18 protein-coding genes and 1 tRNA gene are annotated in these 19368 nt (G+C 51.6%); 12 read left to right on the forward strand and 7 right to left on the reverse strand.

The genetic code is table 11. The features are described from left to right. Nucleotides 1-5 precede the first annotated feature (5 nt). Nucleotides 6-1565: a glycoside hydrolase family 3 N-terminal domain-containing protein gene (locus M0646_RS11535; protein ID WP_286649663.1), complete on the reverse strand. Its 1560-nt coding sequence runs from the start codon at nucleotides 1563-1565 to the stop codon at nucleotides 6-8. 362 nt (nucleotides 1566-1927) lie between these two features. On the opposite strand from M0646_RS11535, the gene M0646_RS11540 reads away from it, so the two are divergent. Further along, on the forward strand, nucleotides 1928-2071 hold the full coding sequence (locus M0646_RS11540) for a hypothetical protein (protein WP_181495457.1): 144 nt from the start codon (nucleotides 1928-1930) through the stop codon (nucleotides 2069-2071). 767 nt (nucleotides 2072-2838) lie between these two features. Here M0646_RS11540 and sat read toward each other — a convergent pair. Next, complete coding sequence (gene sat, locus M0646_RS11545; protein ID WP_149821001.1) at nucleotides 2839-4035, reverse strand: sulfate adenylyltransferase; 1197 nt, start codon at nucleotides 4033-4035, stop codon at nucleotides 2839-2841. Between the two features lie 83 nt (nucleotides 4036-4118). Between sat and M0646_RS11550 the strand changes: the two genes are divergently transcribed. The 3 genes from M0646_RS11550 to M0646_RS11560 all read left to right on the forward strand — a co-directional run bounded on the left by M0646_RS11550 (nucleotide 4119) and on the right by M0646_RS11560 (nucleotide 9018). Then, on the forward strand, nucleotides 4119-5024 hold the full coding sequence (locus tag M0646_RS11550) for an alpha/beta fold hydrolase (RefSeq protein WP_149821004.1): 906 nt from the start codon (nucleotides 4119-4121) through the stop codon (nucleotides 5022-5024). A gap of 54 nt (nucleotides 5025-5078) precedes the next feature. Beyond that, nucleotides 5079-6509, forward strand: coding sequence for a sodium/glutamate symporter (locus M0646_RS11555; protein ID WP_286625799.1), 1431 nt, complete (start codon nucleotides 5079-5081; stop codon nucleotides 6507-6509). A gap of 82 nt (nucleotides 6510-6591) precedes the next feature. Further along, entirely contained in the window at nucleotides 6592-9018 is a 2427-nt protein-coding gene (locus M0646_RS11560) for a sucrose synthase (RefSeq protein WP_286649664.1), read from the forward strand. 48 nt (nucleotides 9019-9066) lie between these two features. Here M0646_RS11560 and M0646_RS11565 read toward each other — a convergent pair whose 3' ends face one another. After that, a complete protein-coding gene (locus M0646_RS11565) occupies nucleotides 9067-9711 on the reverse strand; it encodes a response regulator transcription factor (RefSeq protein ID WP_149821010.1) in 645 nt (214 codons plus the stop codon). Between the two features lie 68 nt (nucleotides 9712-9779). Further along, nucleotides 9780-11456 carry a diguanylate cyclase gene (locus M0646_RS11570; protein ID WP_286649665.1) on the reverse strand — a complete coding sequence of 559 codons (1677 nt, stop codon included), beginning with the start codon at nucleotides 11454-11456 and terminating at the stop codon, nucleotides 9780-9782. A gap of 228 nt (nucleotides 11457-11684) precedes the next feature. On the opposite strand from M0646_RS11570, the gene M0646_RS11575 reads away from it, so the two are divergent. Continuing rightward, nucleotides 11685-12776: a chlorophyll a/b binding light-harvesting protein gene (locus tag M0646_RS11575; protein WP_286627193.1), complete on the forward strand. Its 1092-nt coding sequence runs from the start codon at nucleotides 11685-11687 to the stop codon at nucleotides 12774-12776. Nucleotides 12777-12845: 69 nt separating this feature from the next. On the opposite strand, the gene M0646_RS11580 is transcribed toward M0646_RS11575, so the two are convergent. From M0646_RS11580 to M0646_RS11590, 3 genes are all read right to left on the reverse strand, one after another. Next, on the reverse strand, nucleotides 12846-13064 hold the full coding sequence (locus M0646_RS11580) for a hypothetical protein (protein ID WP_149821014.1): 219 nt from the start codon (nucleotides 13062-13064) through the stop codon (nucleotides 12846-12848). Between the two features lie 2 nt (nucleotides 13065-13066). Further along, on the reverse strand, nucleotides 13067-13720 hold the full coding sequence (locus tag M0646_RS11585) for a DUF3318 domain-containing protein (RefSeq protein WP_286625803.1): 654 nt from the start codon (nucleotides 13718-13720) through the stop codon (nucleotides 13067-13069). Nucleotides 13721-13777: 57 nt separating this feature from the next. Further along, nucleotides 13778-13851, reverse strand: a tRNA-Pro gene (locus M0646_RS11590). A 308-nt stretch (nucleotides 13852-14159) separates the two neighbouring features. Between M0646_RS11590 and M0646_RS11595 the strand changes: the two genes are divergently transcribed. From M0646_RS11595 to M0646_RS11625, 7 genes are all read left to right on the forward strand, one after another. Next, nucleotides 14160-14384: a hypothetical protein gene (locus M0646_RS11595; protein ID WP_286649666.1), complete on the forward strand. Its 225-nt coding sequence runs from the start codon at nucleotides 14160-14162 to the stop codon at nucleotides 14382-14384. 446 nt (nucleotides 14385-14830) lie between these two features. Then, nucleotides 14831-15295: a ferrous iron transport protein A gene (locus M0646_RS11600; protein WP_286625804.1), complete on the forward strand. Its 465-nt coding sequence runs from the start codon at nucleotides 14831-14833 to the stop codon at nucleotides 15293-15295. Nucleotides 15296-15309: 14 nt separating this feature from the next. After that, nucleotides 15310-17607 (forward strand): Fe(2+) transporter permease subunit FeoB, encoded by a 2298-nt coding sequence (gene feoB, locus M0646_RS11605; protein ID WP_286625807.1) that lies wholly within the window; start codon nucleotides 15310-15312, stop codon nucleotides 17605-17607. A 2-nt stretch (nucleotides 17608-17609) separates the two neighbouring features. Beyond that, nucleotides 17610-17858: a FeoC-like transcriptional regulator gene (locus tag M0646_RS11610; protein WP_190278088.1), complete on the forward strand. Its 249-nt coding sequence runs from the start codon at nucleotides 17610-17612 to the stop codon at nucleotides 17856-17858. Next, nucleotides 17824-18354 (forward strand): non-heme ferritin, encoded by a 531-nt coding sequence (gene ftnA, locus M0646_RS11615; RefSeq protein WP_149821024.1) that lies wholly within the window; start codon nucleotides 17824-17826, stop codon nucleotides 18352-18354. The genes M0646_RS11610 and ftnA overlap by 35 nt, the downstream gene beginning before the upstream one ends. A 172-nt stretch (nucleotides 18355-18526) precedes the next feature. Further along, complete coding sequence (rsmD, locus tag M0646_RS11620) at nucleotides 18527-19084, forward strand: 16S rRNA (guanine(966)-N(2))-methyltransferase RsmD (RefSeq protein WP_286649667.1); 558 nt, start codon at nucleotides 18527-18529, stop codon at nucleotides 19082-19084. Continuing rightward, nucleotides 19081-19347, forward strand: a complete 267-nt coding sequence (locus M0646_RS11625) for a diguanylate cyclase (RefSeq protein ID WP_149821028.1) — start codon at nucleotides 19081-19083, stop codon at nucleotides 19345-19347. The genes rsmD and M0646_RS11625 overlap by 4 nt, the downstream gene beginning before the upstream one ends. Nucleotides 19348-19368: the final 21 nt, after the last annotated feature.

Raw genomic sequence — 19368 nt, forward strand, 5'->3', positions numbered from 1 at the left:
AAAGATCAAGAAACCTTTAGCAAGTACGCTAGAGCCAGACCTTGGGCGATGCTGTAGTGCCCATAGCTAAAAACGCGGGGCACGTCGGAGTGCAGATGCTGGGCAATTTCGCGGTAGGCGTAGGGACTGCCATAGACCACCAGACCCGCCAGTTGATTTTGGGCTTGCAGTCGTTCGAGGGTGGCGATCGCTGGCGCACTTAAACCCGCTTTGCCTCGGAAGGGATTGCCACGACTAAACACCTGCACTAAGGTCGGTGCCTTGGGGAAGCCCTCAATCATGGTGAGGGGCGTTTGCTGATCAATCACCACCCGTTGGTCAAAGCCCCAAGTGGGGGGCAGTGTCAATGCGGGACAAGTACGGTTCAAAAAGCTAGCGTGTAGAGCATCATCCACGATCAGACAATTCACCCCTAAGGGCACAGGTTGCAAGGCTTGGCCAGCCCGCTCGAGACTGTCTTGGGCAATGGTGGTGGCCACCTCAACGGCTGGTGTCGTTTGGAAATAGTCCAACTGTAATGCTAGAGGCTGAAGGCGAGCCTTCGCGGCTTGAATGCGGGCTACAGCGGCCTGAATGCGCTCAGGAGGAATCCGCCCTGACTCAACGGCGGCAACCACCGCTTCAATGGCTGCCGGCGGATCCAAGGGCATGAGCAGAATATCGGCACCTGCTTCTACGGCTTTGACGGCAGCTTCGGCGGTACCGTAGGTGTTGGCGATCGCCCCCATGACCAAAGCATCGGTCACAATTAGACCCTTAAACCCCATCTCTTGGCGCAGGATTCCCGTGAGAATCGGGGGAGACAGGGTGGCGGGTCGCTCGGCATCCAAGGTGGGTAGGTGGACATGGGCGCTCATGACGGTATCCACCCCGGCGGCAATGGCAGCAACAAAGGGCGGCCATTCAATGGCTTGCAGGCGATCGCGATCGTGGGGAATCACGGGCAGTTCCAAATGCGAATCCGTGGCTGTATCCCCATGGCCGGGAAAGTGCTTTGCCGTTGTGAGCACTGGATAGGCACGTGCCCCTTGAATAAACGCGGTTGCAAGGGTACTCACAATGTCTGGCTCCTCGCCAAAGGCACGCACGTTAATCACTGGGTTTGCGGGATTATTATTCACGTCCACCACCGGGGCGAGAACCCAATTCAAGCCAATGGCTAAAGCTTCGGCTGCGGTGTATGCCCCCATTTCCTTTGCAAGGTCAACCGCCCGTTTTTGGTTCTTTTGGGCAATGGCACCTAAAGCTGCTGGCGGGGGAAATTGTGTGGCACCACTGAAGCGTTGACCAACCCCCTCCTCAATATCCGCCGCTAGTAACAGTGGAATCGTGGCCCAAGATTGGAGTTGCCGACAGCGTTCTGCCACTTCGACGGCACTGCCCCCCAAGAGAATCACCCCACCAACTCCCCAGTCTTTAATCCAGTGTTTTAAGGTGTTTTGGGGCGGCTCCCAAGCGGGATACTGAATCTGGCTGTCGTAGAGGTAGCCACTGGCTCGTACAACCACCATCTGCGCCACCTGTGCCCGCAGTGAAAGATCAGAAAGAGGGGGAATAAATGTCATGGGTGTGATATCATTCAGAGCAAAATTTCACAAATGAATAACTTTCTTATTCAGCATATAAAAAATTGTCTCAAACCCTCTCAGGTAACTGGTCTGATTTTTTATACTAAAAGTACAGCCTTTACAGCCCTTTTCTAAGTACGGGCTGCATAAGGGGAAATGAACCTCCTCTATAGGAGCCTTACATAGGAGCCTTACTTGTTTTGAGTGTGTTCCATTCATGTGAAAAGGGCTGTACCTAATGATCTTGAGGCGAAGTCCGATTCCGTTGCTTCGGGAGAGCAAGTTTCAAGTTTTTCCTGCGGTGTTCAATCATTAAGCCAAAGGCTGAAGCCTAAATCGCTTTCTTTAGGAGTTGACCTATGTTAAAAGCACTACGTGAGAAACTGCAAAGTATGATGGTCTTTTTGATGGAGGCATTTGGGCGCATCTTCACCCCTCGCAATGATCACTATCCTTCTACAGGAGCACAGCCCTTCACGGGAACGCCCTCCCGTAAGAGTTAGTTACTGTCTTCCGCAAGCAGAATCCCTGTAGAGACTTTACAGGTAAAAATAACTAGTATTCCTTCCGCATCAGCTCCGCCATAGCGGCAATTAGGGGGCTGGTGCAGTTTTTTTAGTTTTTTTTATGAGCTTGGGGCGATCGCCCAAACTGTTAAAACCTAGAGATAACGCTCAGCGCTAAGGATACCACCAAAAGGTTGCAACCACTGAATCTAACGACATATTTCAGAATCAGTTAAGGAATATTTCAGATATTGAATTTTCCGTTAACATTTGAGCATTCCCAAAGGCCTATGCTAACTTAAAAGTAGGCACAGAAAGAAAGGTTAACGATAAGAGTGAACTTAAGGCTTGTGCCTCCCAGTCCTTGAGTTCGGGATAAAGCAAAGTTACTCCAAGATAAATCTCACTCCTGTCTTGCGAGTAATATCAAAACCAATCCTTTGAGCTTCACCGTTGTATAGTTGTCTTCTCGCTTTATCCAGCCTTATCGTTTGTGTGGTTACTGCCGAAGTCCCCATCCTGTCGTCCATGGGAGTTAAGGCAAAGCTAGGTAACCTCCCAGTATCCAAGGTCGTCAACGTTGACAGCAATTCATTACCTAGTGTCCATGCTCCAAGCTTGATCGGTTGAGATCGCCTAGTGGGGGTTTGGATCGCCAGCTAAAACCACGTTTTGTCCACGTTAGTTGTTGAGTTACTTCGTCATTGCTAACTTCGTTAGGGGTCTTGCTGCCGTCAGCTTGACCCCCTCGTTTTATGTTTAGGCTATGGCGTGAGTTGCGGTTGTCGCATGGCGCGTGCCAGTTCTGCTGCTACTTCTGGACGCGAAAACTCTGGAGGTGGCAATTCGCCCCGGCGCAGCATTTCCCGTACCTTTGTCCCTGAGAGGTGAATGCGCTCTTCGGGTTTGCTGGGACTGGTTTTACTGGTGGCCATAGACTGGGTGCGGGTGCAGTAGAAGGCATGCTCAAATTTCAAGGGAATAATCCCCAAGGCCGCTGGATCAAATTCATCGAAGATATGTTGGGCGTCGTAGGTGCCGTAGTAGTCCCCCACACCAGCGTGATCGCGACCAACAATGAAATGGGTACAGCCGTAGTTCTTGCGGACGAGGGCATGGAAAATGGCTTCCCGTGGCCCTGCATAGCGCATCGCTGCCGGATTAATGGCCAGAATCACCCGATCTTTGGGGAAGTAGTGCTCGAGCATGATTTCATAGCAGCGCATCCGCACATCGGCGGGAATGTCATCCTCCTTGGTGGCACCTACGAGGGGATGCAAAAAGAGACCATCGACGATTTCAAGGGCACATTTTTGGATATATTCATGGGCGCGGTGGATCGGGTTGCGGGTCTGGAAACCGACGATCGTGCGCCAACCTTTTTCACGGAAGAGGGTACGGGAATCCACCGGATCAATGCAGTAGTTGGGAAATTGGGGATGGGGATGCCGCTCTAGGAGCCAAATCGGGCCTGCAAGGTTGACTTCTCCCTGTTCATAGACCACCTTGACACCGGGGTGTTTGTCATCTTCGGTGCGATAGACACAGCGCGCCTCACGGCGTTTGTCATAGGTATATTTTTCGGTGAGTTCAAGAATTCCCAAAAACTGACCGGCTGCGTTATCGAGGCGAATGGTTTGGCCAATTTCTAGGGGAGCCGCCACCTCCGCACTGACGGAGAGGGTAATGGGAACTGACCAAGGCAACCCATTGGCAAGGTACATTTCTTCAACGACCCGCTCGTAGTCGGCCTGTCCCATAAAGCCGGTCAGGGGACTAAAGCCACCAATGGCGATGAGTTCTAAATCGGAGACAGCGCGTTCATCGAGGGTAATGCGGGGCAATTGATCGGCACGGGCGAGCCACGCCTGTTTTTGTTCGGGGGAGAGAATCCGATTGACGAGGATACCGCCGTGGGGGGCGATCGCATCCTTTGTCTGTACTGTTGCTGATGGACTCAAGGTCGAACTCCTTTTTGGGGCTGGATGAACCTGTTGCAAAACTTCATAACTAAGATAGAAGTCATTATTGGACGAATAGGTGCATGAGACAACTGGTAGACCCCTATCGTTATGGCGTCGAGCGGGAGTGGTGCTGGCGGGGATGGCAGAGTCGCTATAGTTTTTGGCGACCCGCTCATGGGGGGTCTCCAGTGATCTTGCTCCACGGCTTTGGGGCTTCTCTAGGGCACTGGCGATACAATTTGCGGCTCTTGGGAGAGCATCAGCCGACCTATGCCCTTGATTTGATGGGGTTGGGGGCAGCAGAAAAGCCCATTGCGGCCTATGGGGCTGAGTTTTGGGCGGCTCAGGTTCATGCCTTTTGGCAGAAGATTGTCGGGCAGCCAGCGGTGATTGTTGGCAACTCCATTGGGGCGTTGATTGCCCTGACCTGTGCTTATCGCTATCCGCAGATGGCGGCAGGGGTGGTGATGCTGAGTCTGCCGGATCCAGCGGTGCGCGAGGAGTTGATTCCGAGGGCGATCGCCCCCCTTGTGAGCGGAATTGAACAGATTTTTACGGCTCCTTGGCTGCTGCGCACCCTTTTTTACGCGATTCGCCGTCCCTTCATTGTCAAGCGTTGGGCACAATTGGCCTACGCCAACCCTGATTGTGTGGATGATGAATTATTGGAAATCCTGCTCACGCCTGCCTATGACGATGGTAGCGATCGCGCCTTTGTGCAAATAACCCGCGCCATGAGTCGTACAGACTTTGGCCCCAGTGCTAAAACGATGCTCAAAACGGTGTCCCAACCCCTATTGCTGATCTGGGGCAAACAGGATCGCTTCATCCCGCCTGCGCTAAGTCAACGGTTTCAACAGGCACAGCCAAGAATGCAAGTGGTGGAGCTAGATCAAACCGGTCACTGCCCCCACGATGAGCAGCCCGATCGCGTCAATGGCCTGATTTTGGATTGGTTGCGCAGCCACAGACTGGCAAGGGGTTGAGTCCTACGGTTGCAGGCTCTATGATCACGACAATCTTCAGAGTTGGCATGGCGGATGTTTAGGCTGATTACGGTTTTCTGGGCGTTTATTTTTATTGGTGTTTTGCTACTCTTGGGGCGAATCGTGCGGCAGCGTTGGGTACTGATGCGATCGCTCTATATGCCCAGTTCAGTGATTGCGGGCGTTTTGGGACTCATTCTTGGCCCTAGTGTGCTGGGGGCGATCGCCAGTCAAATTGCTGCCAACTCCGGTTTAGGGAACGGCCTTTTTGCCGAAGACATCCTCGAAGTTTGGCAGCAGTCCCCCAGCATTTTCATCAACATAGTTTTTGCCTGTCTATTTCTAGGGGAGATCATCCCTAGCCCTCGGGAAATTTGGCAGAAAGCTTCGCCGCAGGTCGCCTTTGGTCAGATTTTGGCTTGGGGGCAATACGTGGTGGGGCTGCTGCTGACGTTGCTCGTTCTCACTCCTGTCTTTGGCATGGATCCAATTGCTGGTGCCCTGATTGAGATCAGCTTTGAGGGGGGGCATGGCACTGCCGCCGGCATGGCCGATACCTTTAGGGAGTTAAACTTTACCGCTGGGGCTGATATGGCCTTGGGCTTGGCCACTGTGGGCTTAGTCTCTGGGGTGGTTTTTGGAGTAGCACTGATCAACTGGGCACGGCGCACAGGGCGCTTGCAGATCAAACCCTTGGTGGACTCTGAAACCGAGGAGAATCTCGACCCTCATCCCCACGATGACCTAGAAACACGGCAACGGCGGCGACAACTGCTGCGGGAGTTACTCATTGATCCTTTGTCATTAAATTTCTGTTTTGTGGGTTTGGCGATTATTGTGGGCTGGGTGATTCTTGAAGCGCTGCGACTCCTAGAGCGTCTCACTTGGGGACAAACGGGTTTGAAGCTCATGGCCTATGTGCCCCTATTTCCCTTGGCGCTGATCGGTGGCATTATTGTGCAGCTCATCCTGACCCGTTGGCGCAAACAGTACCTGATTAGCCGGCCACTGATTAACCGTATTGGCGGTGTCGCCTTGGATGTGACGATTATTACCGCCTTGGCCACCCTCTCTTTAGCCGCCATTGGTGAAAATCTCATTCCCTTTCTCCTCTTGAGTGTGGGGGGAATTGCTTGGAATCTCTTTGTCATGCTCTATTTAGCGCCGCGAATTTTGCCCATGTTCTGGTTTGAGCGGGGAATTGGCGACATGGGGCAATCGATGGGGGTGACATCTACTGGGCTATTGCTGATTCGTATGGTGGATCCCCACAACCAATCGGGCGCCTTGGAAAGTTTTGCCTACAAGCAAATTCTCTTTGAGCCAATTGTCGGCGGTGGCTTATTTACGGCGGCAGCACCGATTTTGATCCGTAATTTTGGCCTTGTGCCACTGCTGGGATTGACAGGTGCGCTATTGTTGCTGTCGTTGTGGTTTGGTTTTTGGAACTATGGCCAAATCCGGCGATCGCTAGCGCAAAATTGACCCCATTCAGGGAGAAACCTAGAATAGAAACGACTTGAGCCGCTGTGCCGTCTCAGGTAAAAGCCGTGTTGTGAGTTTGCCGATGACCTCTGTCCTCCTCGAATCCGTTGTTGAAAGTGATGAACGTGCCGATCTGCGCCAATTTTCACGCATCCTGCAACTAGGGGAAAAACGCTATCTCCTGCGCAATGATATTTTGGGCGCCTTTGCAGATTACTGTCGCGACCTCGATCGCCCTGTCCCCACACCCTTCGAATCCCGCCTCAGCAAGCTGGTGTTCTATACCCAAGAGATCATTGTTGACAACGAAAGTCTGTGTTGGATTATTCGGCCACGGATTGCCCAGCAGGAGGTATGTCGGCTGCTGGTGGAGGATTTGACGATCGTGCCGATGACGATTCCAGAGCTACTGGATCTGCGCGATCGCCTAGTGAATCGGTACCATCCCAACGAGGGGGATGTTTTTGAAATTGATGTCCAGCCCTTCTATGACTACTCGCCGATCATCCGTGATGCCAAGAATATCGGTAAGGGGGTGGAATTTCTCAACCGTTACTTATCTAGTAAACTTTTCCAAGATCCGCGCCAGTGGCAGCAGAACCTCTTTAACTTTTTGCAAATTCACCGCTACAACGGCTATCAACTCCTGATTAATGAGCGGATTCGCTCTCCTCAGCACCTCTCAGAACAGGTGAAGCAAGCTCTTGTGGCCTTGAGCGATCGCGCCTCCGACGAGGCCTACAGTGAGTTTCGCTTTGAACTCCAAAATCTGGGCTTTGAACCGGGTTGGGGCAATACGGCGGCACGGGTACGCGACACCCTAGAAATTTTAGATCAACTCTTGGATTCGCCCGATCACCAAGTGCTAGAGGCCTTTGTCTCGCGGATTCCGATGCTCTTTCGCATTGCCCTCATTTCTCCCCACGGCTGGTTTGGCCAGGAGGGGGTGCTGGGGCGACCCGACACCGGCGGGCAGGTGGTCTATATCCTCGATCAAGTGAAAAGCCTTGAAAAACAAATGCGGGAGGATTTAGAACTGGCAGGGCTGGGGGTACTGGAGGCACGGCCTAAAATTATTGTCCTGACTCGCCTGATTCCCAATGCCGAAGGAACGCTGTGCAACCAACGCCTAGAGAAAATCTACGGCACCAACAACGCTTGGATCCTGCGGGTGCCGTTTCGGGAATTTAATCCCAAGGTGACCCAAAACTGGATTTCTCGCTTTGAAATCTGGCCCTATTTGGAAACCTTTGCCATTGACGCGGAGCGGGAGTTGCGGGCGGAATTTGGCCATGTGCCCGATTTAATTATTGGTAACTATTCCGATGGCAACTTGGTGGCTTTTTTGCTGGCGCGGCGAATGAAGGTGACCCAATGCAACATTGCCCATGCCCTCGAGAAATCTAAATACCTCTTTAGTAACCTCTACTGGCAGGACTTAGAGGATAAATATCACTTCTCGATGCAATTTACGGCGGATCTGATTGCCATGAATGCTGCCAACTTTATCATCAGCAGCACCTACCAAGAGATTGTGGGCACACCCGACAGTATTGGCCAGTACGAGTCCTATCAATCCTTTACGATGCCTGACCTGTACCATGTGGTGAATGGCATTGAACTCTTTAGCCCGAAATTTAATGTGGTGCCACCGGGGGTGAATGAACAGGTTTACTTTCCCTACTACCACTACACGGAGCGGCTAGAGGGCGATCGCCAGCGGTTGGAGGAACTGCTCTTTACCCTTGAGGATCCGCAGCAGATCTATGGTTACTTAGAGTATCCCGAAAAACGCCCTCTCTTTTCGATGGCACGGTTGGATCGGATTAAAAACCTCACAGGATTGGCAGAGGCCTTTGGCCGCAGCAAAGCACTGCAAGAGCGGTGTAATTTAATTTTGGTGGCAGGGAAATTGCGTACCGAAGACTCCAGCGATCGCGAGGAAATCGCCGAAATTGAGAAGCTCTATCAAATCATCCACGAGTACAATCTCCATGGCAAAATTCGCTGGCTGGGGATTCGTTTACCGAAAGCAGATTCGGGGGAAATTTACCGCATCATTGCCGATCGCCAAGGGATTTTTGTCCAGCCGGCGTTGTTTGAAGCTTTTGGCCTGACGATTTTGGAAGCCATGATCAGTGGTCTGCCCACCTTTGGTACCCGCTTTGGTGGCCCTCTGGAAATTATCCAAGATGGGGTGAATGGTTTTTATATCAACCCAACCCACCTAGAAGAAATGGCGGAGACTATCCTCCGCTTTATAGAGGCTTGCGATCGCGATCCGCAGCAGTGGCAACGAATTTCCAAAGCGGGTATCCAGCGGGTCTACAGCACCTACACTTGGAAAATTCACTGCACACGCCTGCTCTCCCTCGCCAAGATTTACGGCTTCTGGAACTTCTCTTCCCAAGAAAACCGCGAAGACATGATGCGCTATATGGAGGCACTCTTCTATCTGCTCTATAAACCCCGCGCCCAAGCCCTATTGGCAGAACACATGCAGCGGTGATATGGGTTTAGCGACTAGGCGGGAAGCCCCGCGATCGTCGAGAGTATGTTACACGTAATGGTAATCGATCGCCCAGCGAGCCAATTCAGTACGATTGTGGCAGCCTGTTTTCCCCAGCATATTGCTGACGTGGCTTTCCACCGTGCGCTGACTCACGTGTAGCTCAGCAGCAATTTCACGATTCGACATGCCCCGAGCGACGTATTGGAGAATTCGCGTTTCTGTGGGGGTGAGTTCGACACCGGGGGGTGGGGTGGGCACAGGCGGCGATTGCAGTCCTTGGGCTTCCCGTAGGCGAGCGGTTTGTTTGAGGAGGGCTTGGATTTGGGCTAAGAGTTCATCCGGTTCAAAGGGCTTGACCAAGTAAACATCCCCCCCCGTTTGCAGCCCCTTAATGCGATCGTGGGTTTGCCCCTTGGCCGAGAGAAAGAGCACCGGTAACCAACTGAGGTGTGTTTGTTGTCGCACTGCACTGACAAAGCTATAGCCATCCATCTGGGGCATCATCACATCACAAATAATTAAGTCGGGCGTCTGCTGCTGCAGAATTGCCAGACCTTCGTTGCCATGGGCTGCCGTCAGTACACGATACCCCTGCATCTCAAGGTAATCCTTGACCAAGAGGACAAGATTAGGGTCGTCATCCACCAGTAAAATCGTGGCATTTTGCGCAGGGGACGCCTCAAGGTTCATACATTCAGAGCAGTTAACGGTGCTGACGCCAAGTCTTACTAAGAATGAGTGTGCTCCTTTAGGATAGCTTATTCCTCTGGGGAGGAAGCGTTGGCAAATTCTGGGGCAGCCTCTTTTGGTGCGATGACAATCTGAGAACGTCCTGCTGCCTTAGCGGCATAGAGGGCGTCATCCGCTATCTTCACTAGTTGCAGTAAACTCTGTCCATGGGTGGGAAACTGACTGATGCCGGCACTAAAACTCACCTTGAAGCTGTCATGGTTGGGGGCGTGGAAGGCGTGATTCCGCAATCGCTGTAAACAGATGGCAAGGCGGTGTTTGGCCACATCAAGGGAAATATCATAGAGGGCAATTAAAAATTCTTCGCCACCCCAGCGAGCAACCACATCTTCCATCCGTAGGGACTGTCGCAGCATGCGGGCAGTGGTTACCAATACCTGATCCCCAACGTCATGGCCATAGGTGTCATTAATACGTTTGAAATGGTCTAAATCTAAAACAGCAATGCAAAGGGTTTGTTGTTGGCGGTTGGCAAGGGTCAAAAAGCGTTCAATCTCTTCTGTGGCTTTACGACGATTGCTCAATCCCGTGAGGGGATCTACCTCTGCCAAGCGTTTCAGGAGGCGAGTACGCTCTAGGCGATTGATGATCCGCGTCATTAGCTCAGGGCCGACAATTGGCTTGCTAACAAAATCATCGGCGCCAGCGGCAAAGAGTTGGGTGACGAGGGCTGGATCGGTGGTTGCGGTGAGAAAGAGAATTGGCAGCTGGTTCCAGTGGGGATCATTGCGCACCACTTGGCAGAGTTCTAGGCCGTTAATACCGGGCATCTGGACATCGAGAATGACCAATTCGGGGTTGGTGGCCTCTAGGACATCCCAAAATTGATCGGGATCCTGAAGGGAGGTGACACTCATTCCCCAGGGTTCCAAGAGCCGTTTCAAGATGGCTAGGGTGACGGCGTCATCATCCACGGTCAGGATACTAGCGGAGGTCATTTCTTGAGGTTGCAGTAACTGTTCGAGAGTCTGCAAGAGTCGCTCAAGATCAACAGGCTTACTCAAGGTGATCCGTGAGCCAAGGCGAATGGCGGCGAGGCGATCGCGCCAGGTGTCACGGGCAGTAAATACTAGGGCGGGGATGGAGGGACGATGTTGCCGCAACTGCTGCAAGAACTCGCGGGTGGTTACCTCATCAGGCATCACTTCAGGATTGAGAATGACAGCATTGGGCCAGCATTCCTCAAGTAAGGTGTTGACCAGCGGCCAGCTATCCATAGCGACGTAGCGGAACCCACCATCAACGGAGTGCTCCTCAAGGGAGCGAATTAACTCGGCGTCGTTGTCAATGTGCAGGACAAGGGGCAGGCCTGAGTCGTTATGATTGTCAGGTTTGGAGGTGGCGATCGCGCTGAGGAGTTGCTGGACAATTTCAAGAAGGGCAGCGGGCGAGCAGGGGTAGTGGTAATAAATCACTTGGGTTTCTGGCTGGGTTGGCCAATCCTTGCGCGTCAGGATCAAAATGGGTTCCTGAAACCCGCGATCGCGCACCTGCTGGCAAAAGGCCTCAACTGCCGTGCCTAAATGGGACTCATCCACAATCAATAGGTGATAGCGACTACTGGCCAATAGTCCCCAGAGGTCTTCAGAGCGAGCAACGACATCCACCCGATGATCCGCAGTGGTCAAAATGGAGACCAACGTTGCTGCCGTTGCCACGTCGTCGTGATAAAGCAAAATGGCCATAATTGCCCGCCAACAGCCTATTGCTATTACCCTACTGCCTTGGCTTGATCTTGCTCAAGTTCTCGGAGATACAGATTGCCGCTGGAGGGTAGTTACATATCTTTACATTTTATCCTTGTCAGATGCTAATAATTCTCAACAGTGATGCTATAGTAGGCCTAGGCTTTATTGAGATTTATCCTCAATAAGTTCAGCGTCGATATTATGCGTTTATCGAAGGAGGAATGTATGGCGATCGCCAGTGAATCCCCAACCTCTGTGACTACACCACCACCAACAGGTGCAGGTTTACAAACCTATGGCCAAGCCAATGTCAAGTACGACTGGTGGGCAGGCAATGCCCGATTTGTGAACCTCTCAGGCCTATTCATTGCCGCCCATGTGGCGCAAGCAGCGCTAACTGTATTTTGGGCGGGTGCCTTTACGCTCTACGAAATTTCCCAATACAAACCCGATCTACCCATGGGGGAACAGGGCTTGATTTTGCTGCCCCATCTGGCGACCTTAGGGTTTGGCATTGGCGAGGGCGGTAAAGTTGTGGATTTGTACCCCTACTTTGTCATTGGCACAGTGCATCTCATTTCCTCAGCCGTGCTGGGTGCCGGTGCACTCTTTCATACCTTTCGTGCCCCTCAGGATCTGAGTACTGCCAGTGGCCGGGCGCGCCGTTTCCACTTCCGCTGGGATGATCCAAAGCAACTGGGAATCATTTTGGGACACCATTTGCTCTTCTTGGGGTTCGGTGCCCTGCTACTGGTGCTCAAAGCAACAATCTGGGGCGGGTTGTACGATGCCAATTTGCAAACGGTACGCCTTGTCACCCAGCCCACCTTGGATCCCTTTGTCATCTATGGCTATCAAACCCACTTCGCCAGTATTAACAATTTGGAAGACCTTGTGGGCGGGCATATCTACGTCGCCCTTTTGCTCATTGGAGGGGGCATTTGGCATATTTTGGTACCACCGCTGACTTGGGCGCGAAAAGTGCTGATGTTTAATGCTGAAGCTATCCTTTCCTACTCCCTTGGCGGCATTGCCCTCGCCGGATTTGTAGCGGCCTATTTTTGTGCGGTGAATACCCTCGCCTATCCCGTAGAGTTTTATGGGCCACCCCTAGAAGTGAAACTGGGAGTTGCTCCCTATTTTGCCGACACGATTGACTTGCCCCTTGGGCAGCATACCCCGCGGGCTTGGTTGGCCAATGCCCACTTCTTCCTTGCCTTTTTCTTCCTACAGGGTCACCTTTGGCATGCCCTGCGCGCCATGGGATTTAATTTCAGGCAATTAGAAAATTTTCTGAACCCAGCTCTTGAAAATTAATTGCAATAGTTCCCCTCTTGAGCCATAGGTGCTGCCCTCGGTCAGAGCGATCGAGGGTTTTTTATGAATTTAAGGCAGGCTTTCATTTTTTGGGGAACGTTTGGTACCCCTAAGCTGTCGCGCGATCGCTGGCGCAAAGAAAATCAAAAAGGCAACTTGCGCCGTGAAGACCCAGCCATAATACCGCAGGACAGGATGTAAATCCCACTGCGCCATAAACCCTAGACTGGCCACTGTCCATAGGAGAATGAGGGTTGGTAGCAGCAGTTGGCGTTTTAGGCGAGCCATGATTAAGATTCTGCTGGGGTGTCGTTTTGCATGGCCTGCATGCGCGCTTTTGCTTTAGCTGCGCTCTTTTTCAGTGCTTGCAGACGCAGTTCATAGCGTTTGCGTTGACGGCGATTGGGGGCTTGCTCAATCAAGAGCTTGAGGGCACTGCCAAGGCTTTTGTAGGCGTTGGGGAGTTCATAGCCAAAACGAGTCGCAAGGGCGATCGCCCGCTCATCAGCAGCAATGGCTTCCTTGAGAACCTTTTCACCATTATTGCGCTGGTAGAGCCGCCAGCCCGAAAAGCCACACAGCCCAAGGGCAAGCAGCAGCAACAGGCCATCCTGCACCCAGAGTTCTCCCACAGCACCCCCTAAACCAATCGCCAGTGCTGCCATCTCCCAGCCATCGCGGGGAATCGTGTCATTTTGAATGCGGGCGACCTCATGCCAAAAGAGGAGATTGCGCTGATCCTTGGCCAATTGATCCCAACGGGCTAAATCAATTTGAATCTCCACCTCATCCTTGCCAATTTCTTCACAGGTAATGAGGGGAGGATTCACCCCACTAGCTGGTTCAATCATCACCCAGCTTTGCAGCTCTGGTGGCAAGAGAGACTTGAGACGACGCAATTCTGCTAAGTCAGAACGGGCAACTGAGGATGCAGCCGAGGTCATAGCACAACACAATCCTAGGGTATGTATTACCTATCTTAACAGTTGAAGGCTGACCAATCGGGATGACAGGATTTGAACCTGCGACCCCTTCGTCCCGAACGAAGTGCGCTACCAAGCTGCGCTACATCCCGATAACTTATCTAAGATAGCATCTGCTGGCTTTTTCCTCAATGGAAATGTGGGGGTTACAGGGCAAGGAAATTTAGGCCAATTTTAGTCCAACATCCAAACTAGGGCACTGAAAACTCCCACTAAGAGACAGTTTTAGGAATCTGCTTTATTGCGGCACCCACAATCGGTCAAACCGAACCCGTCCAGTAGAGCGGTTTTCCAAGGGTTCGATACCAACGCTTGTCTCTGGGGATGGCAACTGTAAACCTTAAGGAGAAGAACATCCCCCTCTCAAGTACGGTCAGACTTCGAGATCACCTTAAGTCGCGTGTTTGCCCTGATTCGTCTTGTTCATCTGCTCACAGCAGAACATTGCCCGCCGAGACAGCTCTACCGCACCAGAAAAACTATCCTAGTCGCTCTTCTTTACCTGATTGGCAACGCTCGGCTTTTTCCCGACATGGACGATCCGCAGGTGTGGTACACCGATTACTACGATTTAATCGTTGCTGCCAAAGCGCTGGGAACGGGGGATGACACCTTACCCCACTGACCTGAAAAACCCAATGAGTTCAAACGCTACTTGAAAATCAGAAGCTCTGACCTCGCTTGCCTGTTCATGTTCATTTGTTTTTCATCCCCGTGCCATAACGCTGAGGTGACATTGCAGCAGTTTTGCCCGTCCATTCAAGCTAGTCTTTTATGATATCTCTTATGAGATTAAGTATCTCATGAAAAGAATTGCTGTAAGTCTCAATATCTCACTTAAGACAAAATTCACACCAAAACTTTCAAATAGACCCAGCTCTTAGGATGATTGGAGATAGGTTAAGACTTGCTAAAGTCACGATGCCACTGCAAAGCTGTGCTATAAATTGAGAATCATATGCAATAACTAGCTTTCAAAAAATCATTAAATGCAATATGTCATCACTTTTGTGGCCACCCTTTACTTATATCGCCGACCCCCATTCTCGAAGACAGCGATGGAGACGAGGCATGTCTAATCTGATTTCCCTTGCTGAAGCTAAGGTGGGCGATCGCTACTGCATTATGAAATTAATGTGCAGCAATACCCAGCAACTGTTGGGGATGGGCTTGGCACCGGGGGCAATAATTAGCATCCTCCATCGGGGCGATCGCGGGGCAGTCATGGTGGCTCTTGACTCAAAGCGGTTTTGTGTGAACCACGAGCTAGCCCAAAACATCTTGCTCAAAGAGCTGGAATTGGCAGCTGTAAACCTACGCAGTGCCCCCATTGGTGCTCGCCTGCGCATTATCGGCTATGCCCCTACGACCCCCAGTTACAAACGCAAATTATTAGCCATGGGTTTAACCCCCGGCACCGAAGTTGAGGTTGTCCGCCATGCCCCCTTGGGTGATCCCACAGATATTAAGGTGCGAGGCTTTCATTTGAGCTTGCGTAAGGATGAAGCTGATGCTCTCAAAGTCCATCTGCTCTAGCAAAGGAGTGTGACATGGCAGCAACAATTGCGTTAATTGGTAACCCAAATTGTGGCAAAACAACAATTTTCAATGGTCTTACGGGGGCAAATCAGCGGGTGGGAAACTGGCCAGGAGTTACTGTTGAGCGCAAGGAAGGCCGCTATCGCGATCGCGACATCACTGTCCAAGTTGTGGATCTACCGGGGGTCTATGCCCTCGATGCCGAGGATAGCACTGGCTTAGACGAGCAGATTGCCCGCAAGTTTCTATTGGCGGGGGAATATGACTTGGTAGTGAATATTCTGGATGCCGCTAACTTAGAGCGCAATTTTTACCTCACATCGCAATTGCTTGATCTAGGAGTCCCCTTCATCCTTGTCCTCAACATGATGGATGTGGCTCGTGCCGCCAAAATCAAGATGGATATCCCAGCCTTGAGCCAGCGCTTAGGTCTGCCGGTGCTGCCTTTTTGTGCCAAACAACAACAGCATTTTGCTCAACTGCGGCAAACTATTCGCACCGCCTTGGCAGCACCACCTGTTTCCAGCGTTAGTGTGCCCCAACCCCCTGTGATTGAAGAGGCTATTGCTGATTTGCTGACTCAAGGCCTCAAAAATCGGGCACAGGCCTTGGCTTGGCTGCAATATATTGAATCAGTTCCCAATGATGTTGTAGCACCACTACGCCAATGGCGAGAGCGGATTCACCAGACCCTAGGAGAAGACATAGACCTTGTGATTGCCGATAGTCGCTATGGCTGGATTCAGCACCTAATGGCTGAGGTTCTGGAACAGGGCGATCGCCTGACAACAACAGTCTCCGATCGCATTGACCGCATTGTACTCAACCGCTGGTTGGGAATTCCCATTTTCTTGGCCGTCATGTACTTGATGTTTCTCATCTCAATTAATGTGGGGGGTGCCTTTATTGACTTTTTTGATATTGGTGTCGGAACGCTGGTTGTGGGTTGGCCAACCCAAGTGCTGGAAACATTCAATGCCCCCGGTTGGCTCATTGGTCTTCTGGCAGAGGGGGTGGGGGGCGGTATCCAAACAACGGCAACATTTATTCCTCAAATTGGCTTGCTCTTTATTTTTCTCACACTTCTTGAAGATTCTGGTTATTTAGCACGGGCGGCCTTTGTCATGGATCGGTTGATGCGCTGGCTGGGCTTACCCGGTAAGTCCTTTGTACCGATGATGGTTTCCTTTGGCTGCAATATCCCCGGCATTATGGCCACCCGCACACTCGAGAATCGGCGCGATCGCCTGATGACGATTTTGATGAATCCCTTTATGTCCTGTGGTGCCCGCCTACCGGTCTATGCCCTGTTTGTTGCTGCTTTCTTCCCCCGCAACGGCCAAAATATCGTGTTTTTGCTTTATGTGGTGGGAATTGCCGCAGCCATCTTCACAGGATTCTTGATGAAGCGCACCCTCTTTCAAGGAGAGATTGCTCCGTTTGTAATGGAGTTGCCCCCCTACCGTTTACCCACCTTCAGAGGGGTACTGCTGCGGGCTTGGGAGCGGCTAAAAACCTTTCTTAGTCGAGCAGGCAAGATGATTGTTGTCCTTGTCGTCATCCTCGGACTGCTCAACTCTGTCGGCACCGATGGTCGCTTTGGCCAAAAGGATAGTACTCAATCGATTTTGAGCGCCTTTAGTCGCCAAATTACGCCGATTTTCTCGCCAATGGGGATTCAGTCCGACAACTGGCCAGCAACCGTGGGACTCTTTACGGGGATCTTTGCCAAGGAAGTGATGGTGGGAACGATGGATGCCCTCTATACAGAGTTAGCTCGCCAAGAAGCTCAAAGCACTGAAGCCGGGGATACACCAGAAGAACCCTTTTCAGTTTGGGGGGGATTGCAGGAAGCAGTGCTCAGCATTCCCAAAAATCTCAGTGAGCTGGGACAACGGGTGCTTGATCCTTTAGGGTTCCATGTGTTGCAAGAGGCAGATAACCCCGAAGCAGCGGCTGAACTTCAGAGCGTGCACTACACAACATTTGGCCAGATGGCACAACGGTTTGGCACGACAACGGCAGCGATCGCCTTCCTGCTCTTTGTTTTGCTCTACTTTCCCTGTGTATCGGCCACTGCCGCCGTCTATCGAGAAACCAATTTGGGCTGGACCATCTTTGTAGCGGCTTGGACAACGGGATTGGCCTACTGGGTCGCCACTGCTTACTACCAACTCATGACCTTTGCGGCGCATCCGATGTTCTCGTTGATTTGGTTACTGGCTCTAGGGGCAGTGATGGGGATGGTAATCATGGCCTTGAAATATTGGGGCGATCGCCAGCGGTTTTCCTCGCCACAGGGGACATGATTATGCTCTTACAACTACAGGACTATATTCAGAAGCACCACGTGGTTTCCTTGGAAGAATTGGTTGCCCATTTTCAGGTACCGCCAGCGATGATTGAACTGATCCTTAGCCAACTCATCCGCAAAGGACGGGTGAAAAAAATCATCCCTAGCCACTGTGGCGGCTGTTATCAGTGTGGCTCTTACCCTCTTGAACTTTACGAATGGAGAATCAACAATGCTATCCCAAGCAATGACCAACCGGCTCAATGAGCAAATCAACCTTGAGATTTATTCAGCACATCTCTACTTGCAGATGAGTTCTTGGTGTGCCCACAAAGCCCTTGAGGGTTGTGCGGCCTTCCTTAGTCAACATGCTGATGAAGAAATGGCACACATGCGGCGGCTTTTGAACTACATGCATGAAACCGGCGCCTTGGCAATCCTAGGCGGTATGGAAGCTCCCCCACACACATTTCAGTCCCTGAAGGAGATGTTCAGTAAAGTTTATGAGCATGAACAGTTTGTGACTCACAAAATTAATGAGTTAGTGCAGTTAGCGGATACGGAGCCTGACTATGCGACGTTGCAATTTTTGCAGTGGTATGTGGCCGAGCAGCACCAAGAAGAGTTTTTGTTCAAGAGTATCCTTGACAAAATTGAACTGATTGGCACGGAGGGGCAAGGACTCTTCTTTATTGATCAGGAAATTGGCAGGCTTGCCCAAACCAAAGGAACCACGACAATGCAGTCAACACCCGCAGCCTAAAGCCAAAAGGGTGCCGCTTGAGAAAGTGTCATGTGCCGCTATAGGAGTGCCCAAGGACTCAGAGTATCTTTTAGGTAGTGAGGAGTGATTCGCAAACAAAAGTCTCGGGGTCGAAACACGGCAAGACTCCCGGGGCTTTTTATTTTGGGCGAAAACTGTTACGTTAAAGAATATGCCTTTGCGAATTTCTGGCCAGCGATCGCTCAAAACGCTGCCGGGTCACAGTACGCGACCCACCAGTGCCAAAGTCCGCCAAGCCATTTTCAATATCTGGCAGGGTCGCCTCCAAGGATGTTGCTGGCTGGATTTGTGTGCTGGTACCGGTGCCATGGGAGCGGAAGCCCTGCTGCGGGGTGCCCAGTGGGTAGTGGGTATTGAGCAGTCTCCCCAAGCCTGCCAAGTCATTCGTGACAACTGGTCAGCCGTTGCCCAACCCCATCAGCACACGCTGGTTTTGCGGGGAGATGTACGCCAGAAATTGCCGCAAGTCCCTATTCCGCAGTTTGACTTTATTTACTTTGACCCCCCCTACAATGGTGATTTATATCTACCCGTTCTCCAGTTGCTTTGGCAGGAGAAGCGTCTCAGCCCTAAGGGGGAAATTGCTGTTGAGTGTCGCACCAAAAATCCACCAGATTTAGAGGCGATCCTAGCGATCGGCTGGCAGCAGCAACGCATTAAAACCTATGGCAGCACAACAGTACTCTTCTTGGTTTGTTACAAAAATTGACATTTACAGACATTGGTGGTGCTGAATTGGTAGCACGGCAGTTGCAGGAGGCTATGCAGGCACGGTACATTGTCCATGAATATTCTTCAGCGAGTCATTGTGTGAGTCTCAGCTTTGGGGTGGCAGCCCTGATTCCGGGGGGCAGTGATTCTCCCTTAGAGCTTTTTAACGCAGCGGATCAGGCGCTTTACGATGCTAAACGCCAAGAACGCAACCGCATTGTTGTCCGCCCCATTGTCAAGTCGCCCACAGTGCCTCGTTAGTGGTTCCTTTATGGGGATTTC

The sequence above is a fragment of the Thermosynechococcus sp. B3 genome (assembly GCF_030323045.1).
GTDB lineage: Bacteria > Cyanobacteriota > Cyanobacteriia > Thermosynechococcales > Thermosynechococcaceae > Thermosynechococcus.

Coding starts and splice junctions, on each gene's coding strand:
- M0646_RS11535 (WP_286649663.1), bottom strand. CDS start 1,565: ATGACATTTATTCCCCCTCTTTCTGATCTTTCACTGCGGGCACAGGTG.
- M0646_RS11540 (WP_181495457.1), top strand. CDS start 1,928: ATGTTAAAAGCACTACGTGAGAAACTGCAAAGTATGATGGTCTTTTTG.
- M0646_RS11550 (WP_149821004.1), top strand. CDS start 4,119: ATGAGACAACTGGTAGACCCCTATCGTTATGGCGTCGAGCGGGAGTGG.
- M0646_RS11555 (WP_286625799.1), top strand. CDS start 5,079: ATGTTTAGGCTGATTACGGTTTTCTGGGCGTTTATTTTTATTGGTGTT.
- M0646_RS11560 (WP_286649664.1), top strand. CDS start 6,592: ATGACCTCTGTCCTCCTCGAATCCGTTGTTGAAAGTGATGAACGTGCC.
- M0646_RS11565 (WP_149821010.1), bottom strand. CDS start 9,711: ATGAACCTTGAGGCGTCCCCTGCGCAAAATGCCACGATTTTACTGGTG.
- M0646_RS11570 (WP_286649665.1), bottom strand. CDS start 11,456: ATGGCCATTTTGCTTTATCACGACGACGTGGCAACGGCAGCAACGTTG.
- M0646_RS11575 (WP_286627193.1), top strand. CDS start 11,685: ATGGCGATCGCCAGTGAATCCCCAACCTCTGTGACTACACCACCACCA.
- M0646_RS11580 (WP_149821014.1), bottom strand. CDS start 13,064: ATGGCTCGCCTAAAACGCCAACTGCTGCTACCAACCCTCATTCTCCTA.
- M0646_RS11585 (WP_286625803.1), bottom strand. CDS start 13,720: ATGACCTCGGCTGCATCCTCAGTTGCCCGTTCTGACTTAGCAGAATTG.
- M0646_RS11600 (WP_286625804.1), top strand. CDS start 14,831: ATGTCTAATCTGATTTCCCTTGCTGAAGCTAAGGTGGGCGATCGCTAC.
- feoB (WP_286625807.1), top strand. CDS start 15,310: ATGGCAGCAACAATTGCGTTAATTGGTAACCCAAATTGTGGCAAAACA.
- M0646_RS11610 (WP_190278088.1), top strand. CDS start 17,610: ATGCTCTTACAACTACAGGACTATATTCAGAAGCACCACGTGGTTTCC.
- ftnA (WP_149821024.1), top strand. CDS start 17,824: ATGCTATCCCAAGCAATGACCAACCGGCTCAATGAGCAAATCAACCTT.
- rsmD (WP_286649667.1), top strand. CDS start 18,527: ATGCCTTTGCGAATTTCTGGCCAGCGATCGCTCAAAACGCTGCCGGGT.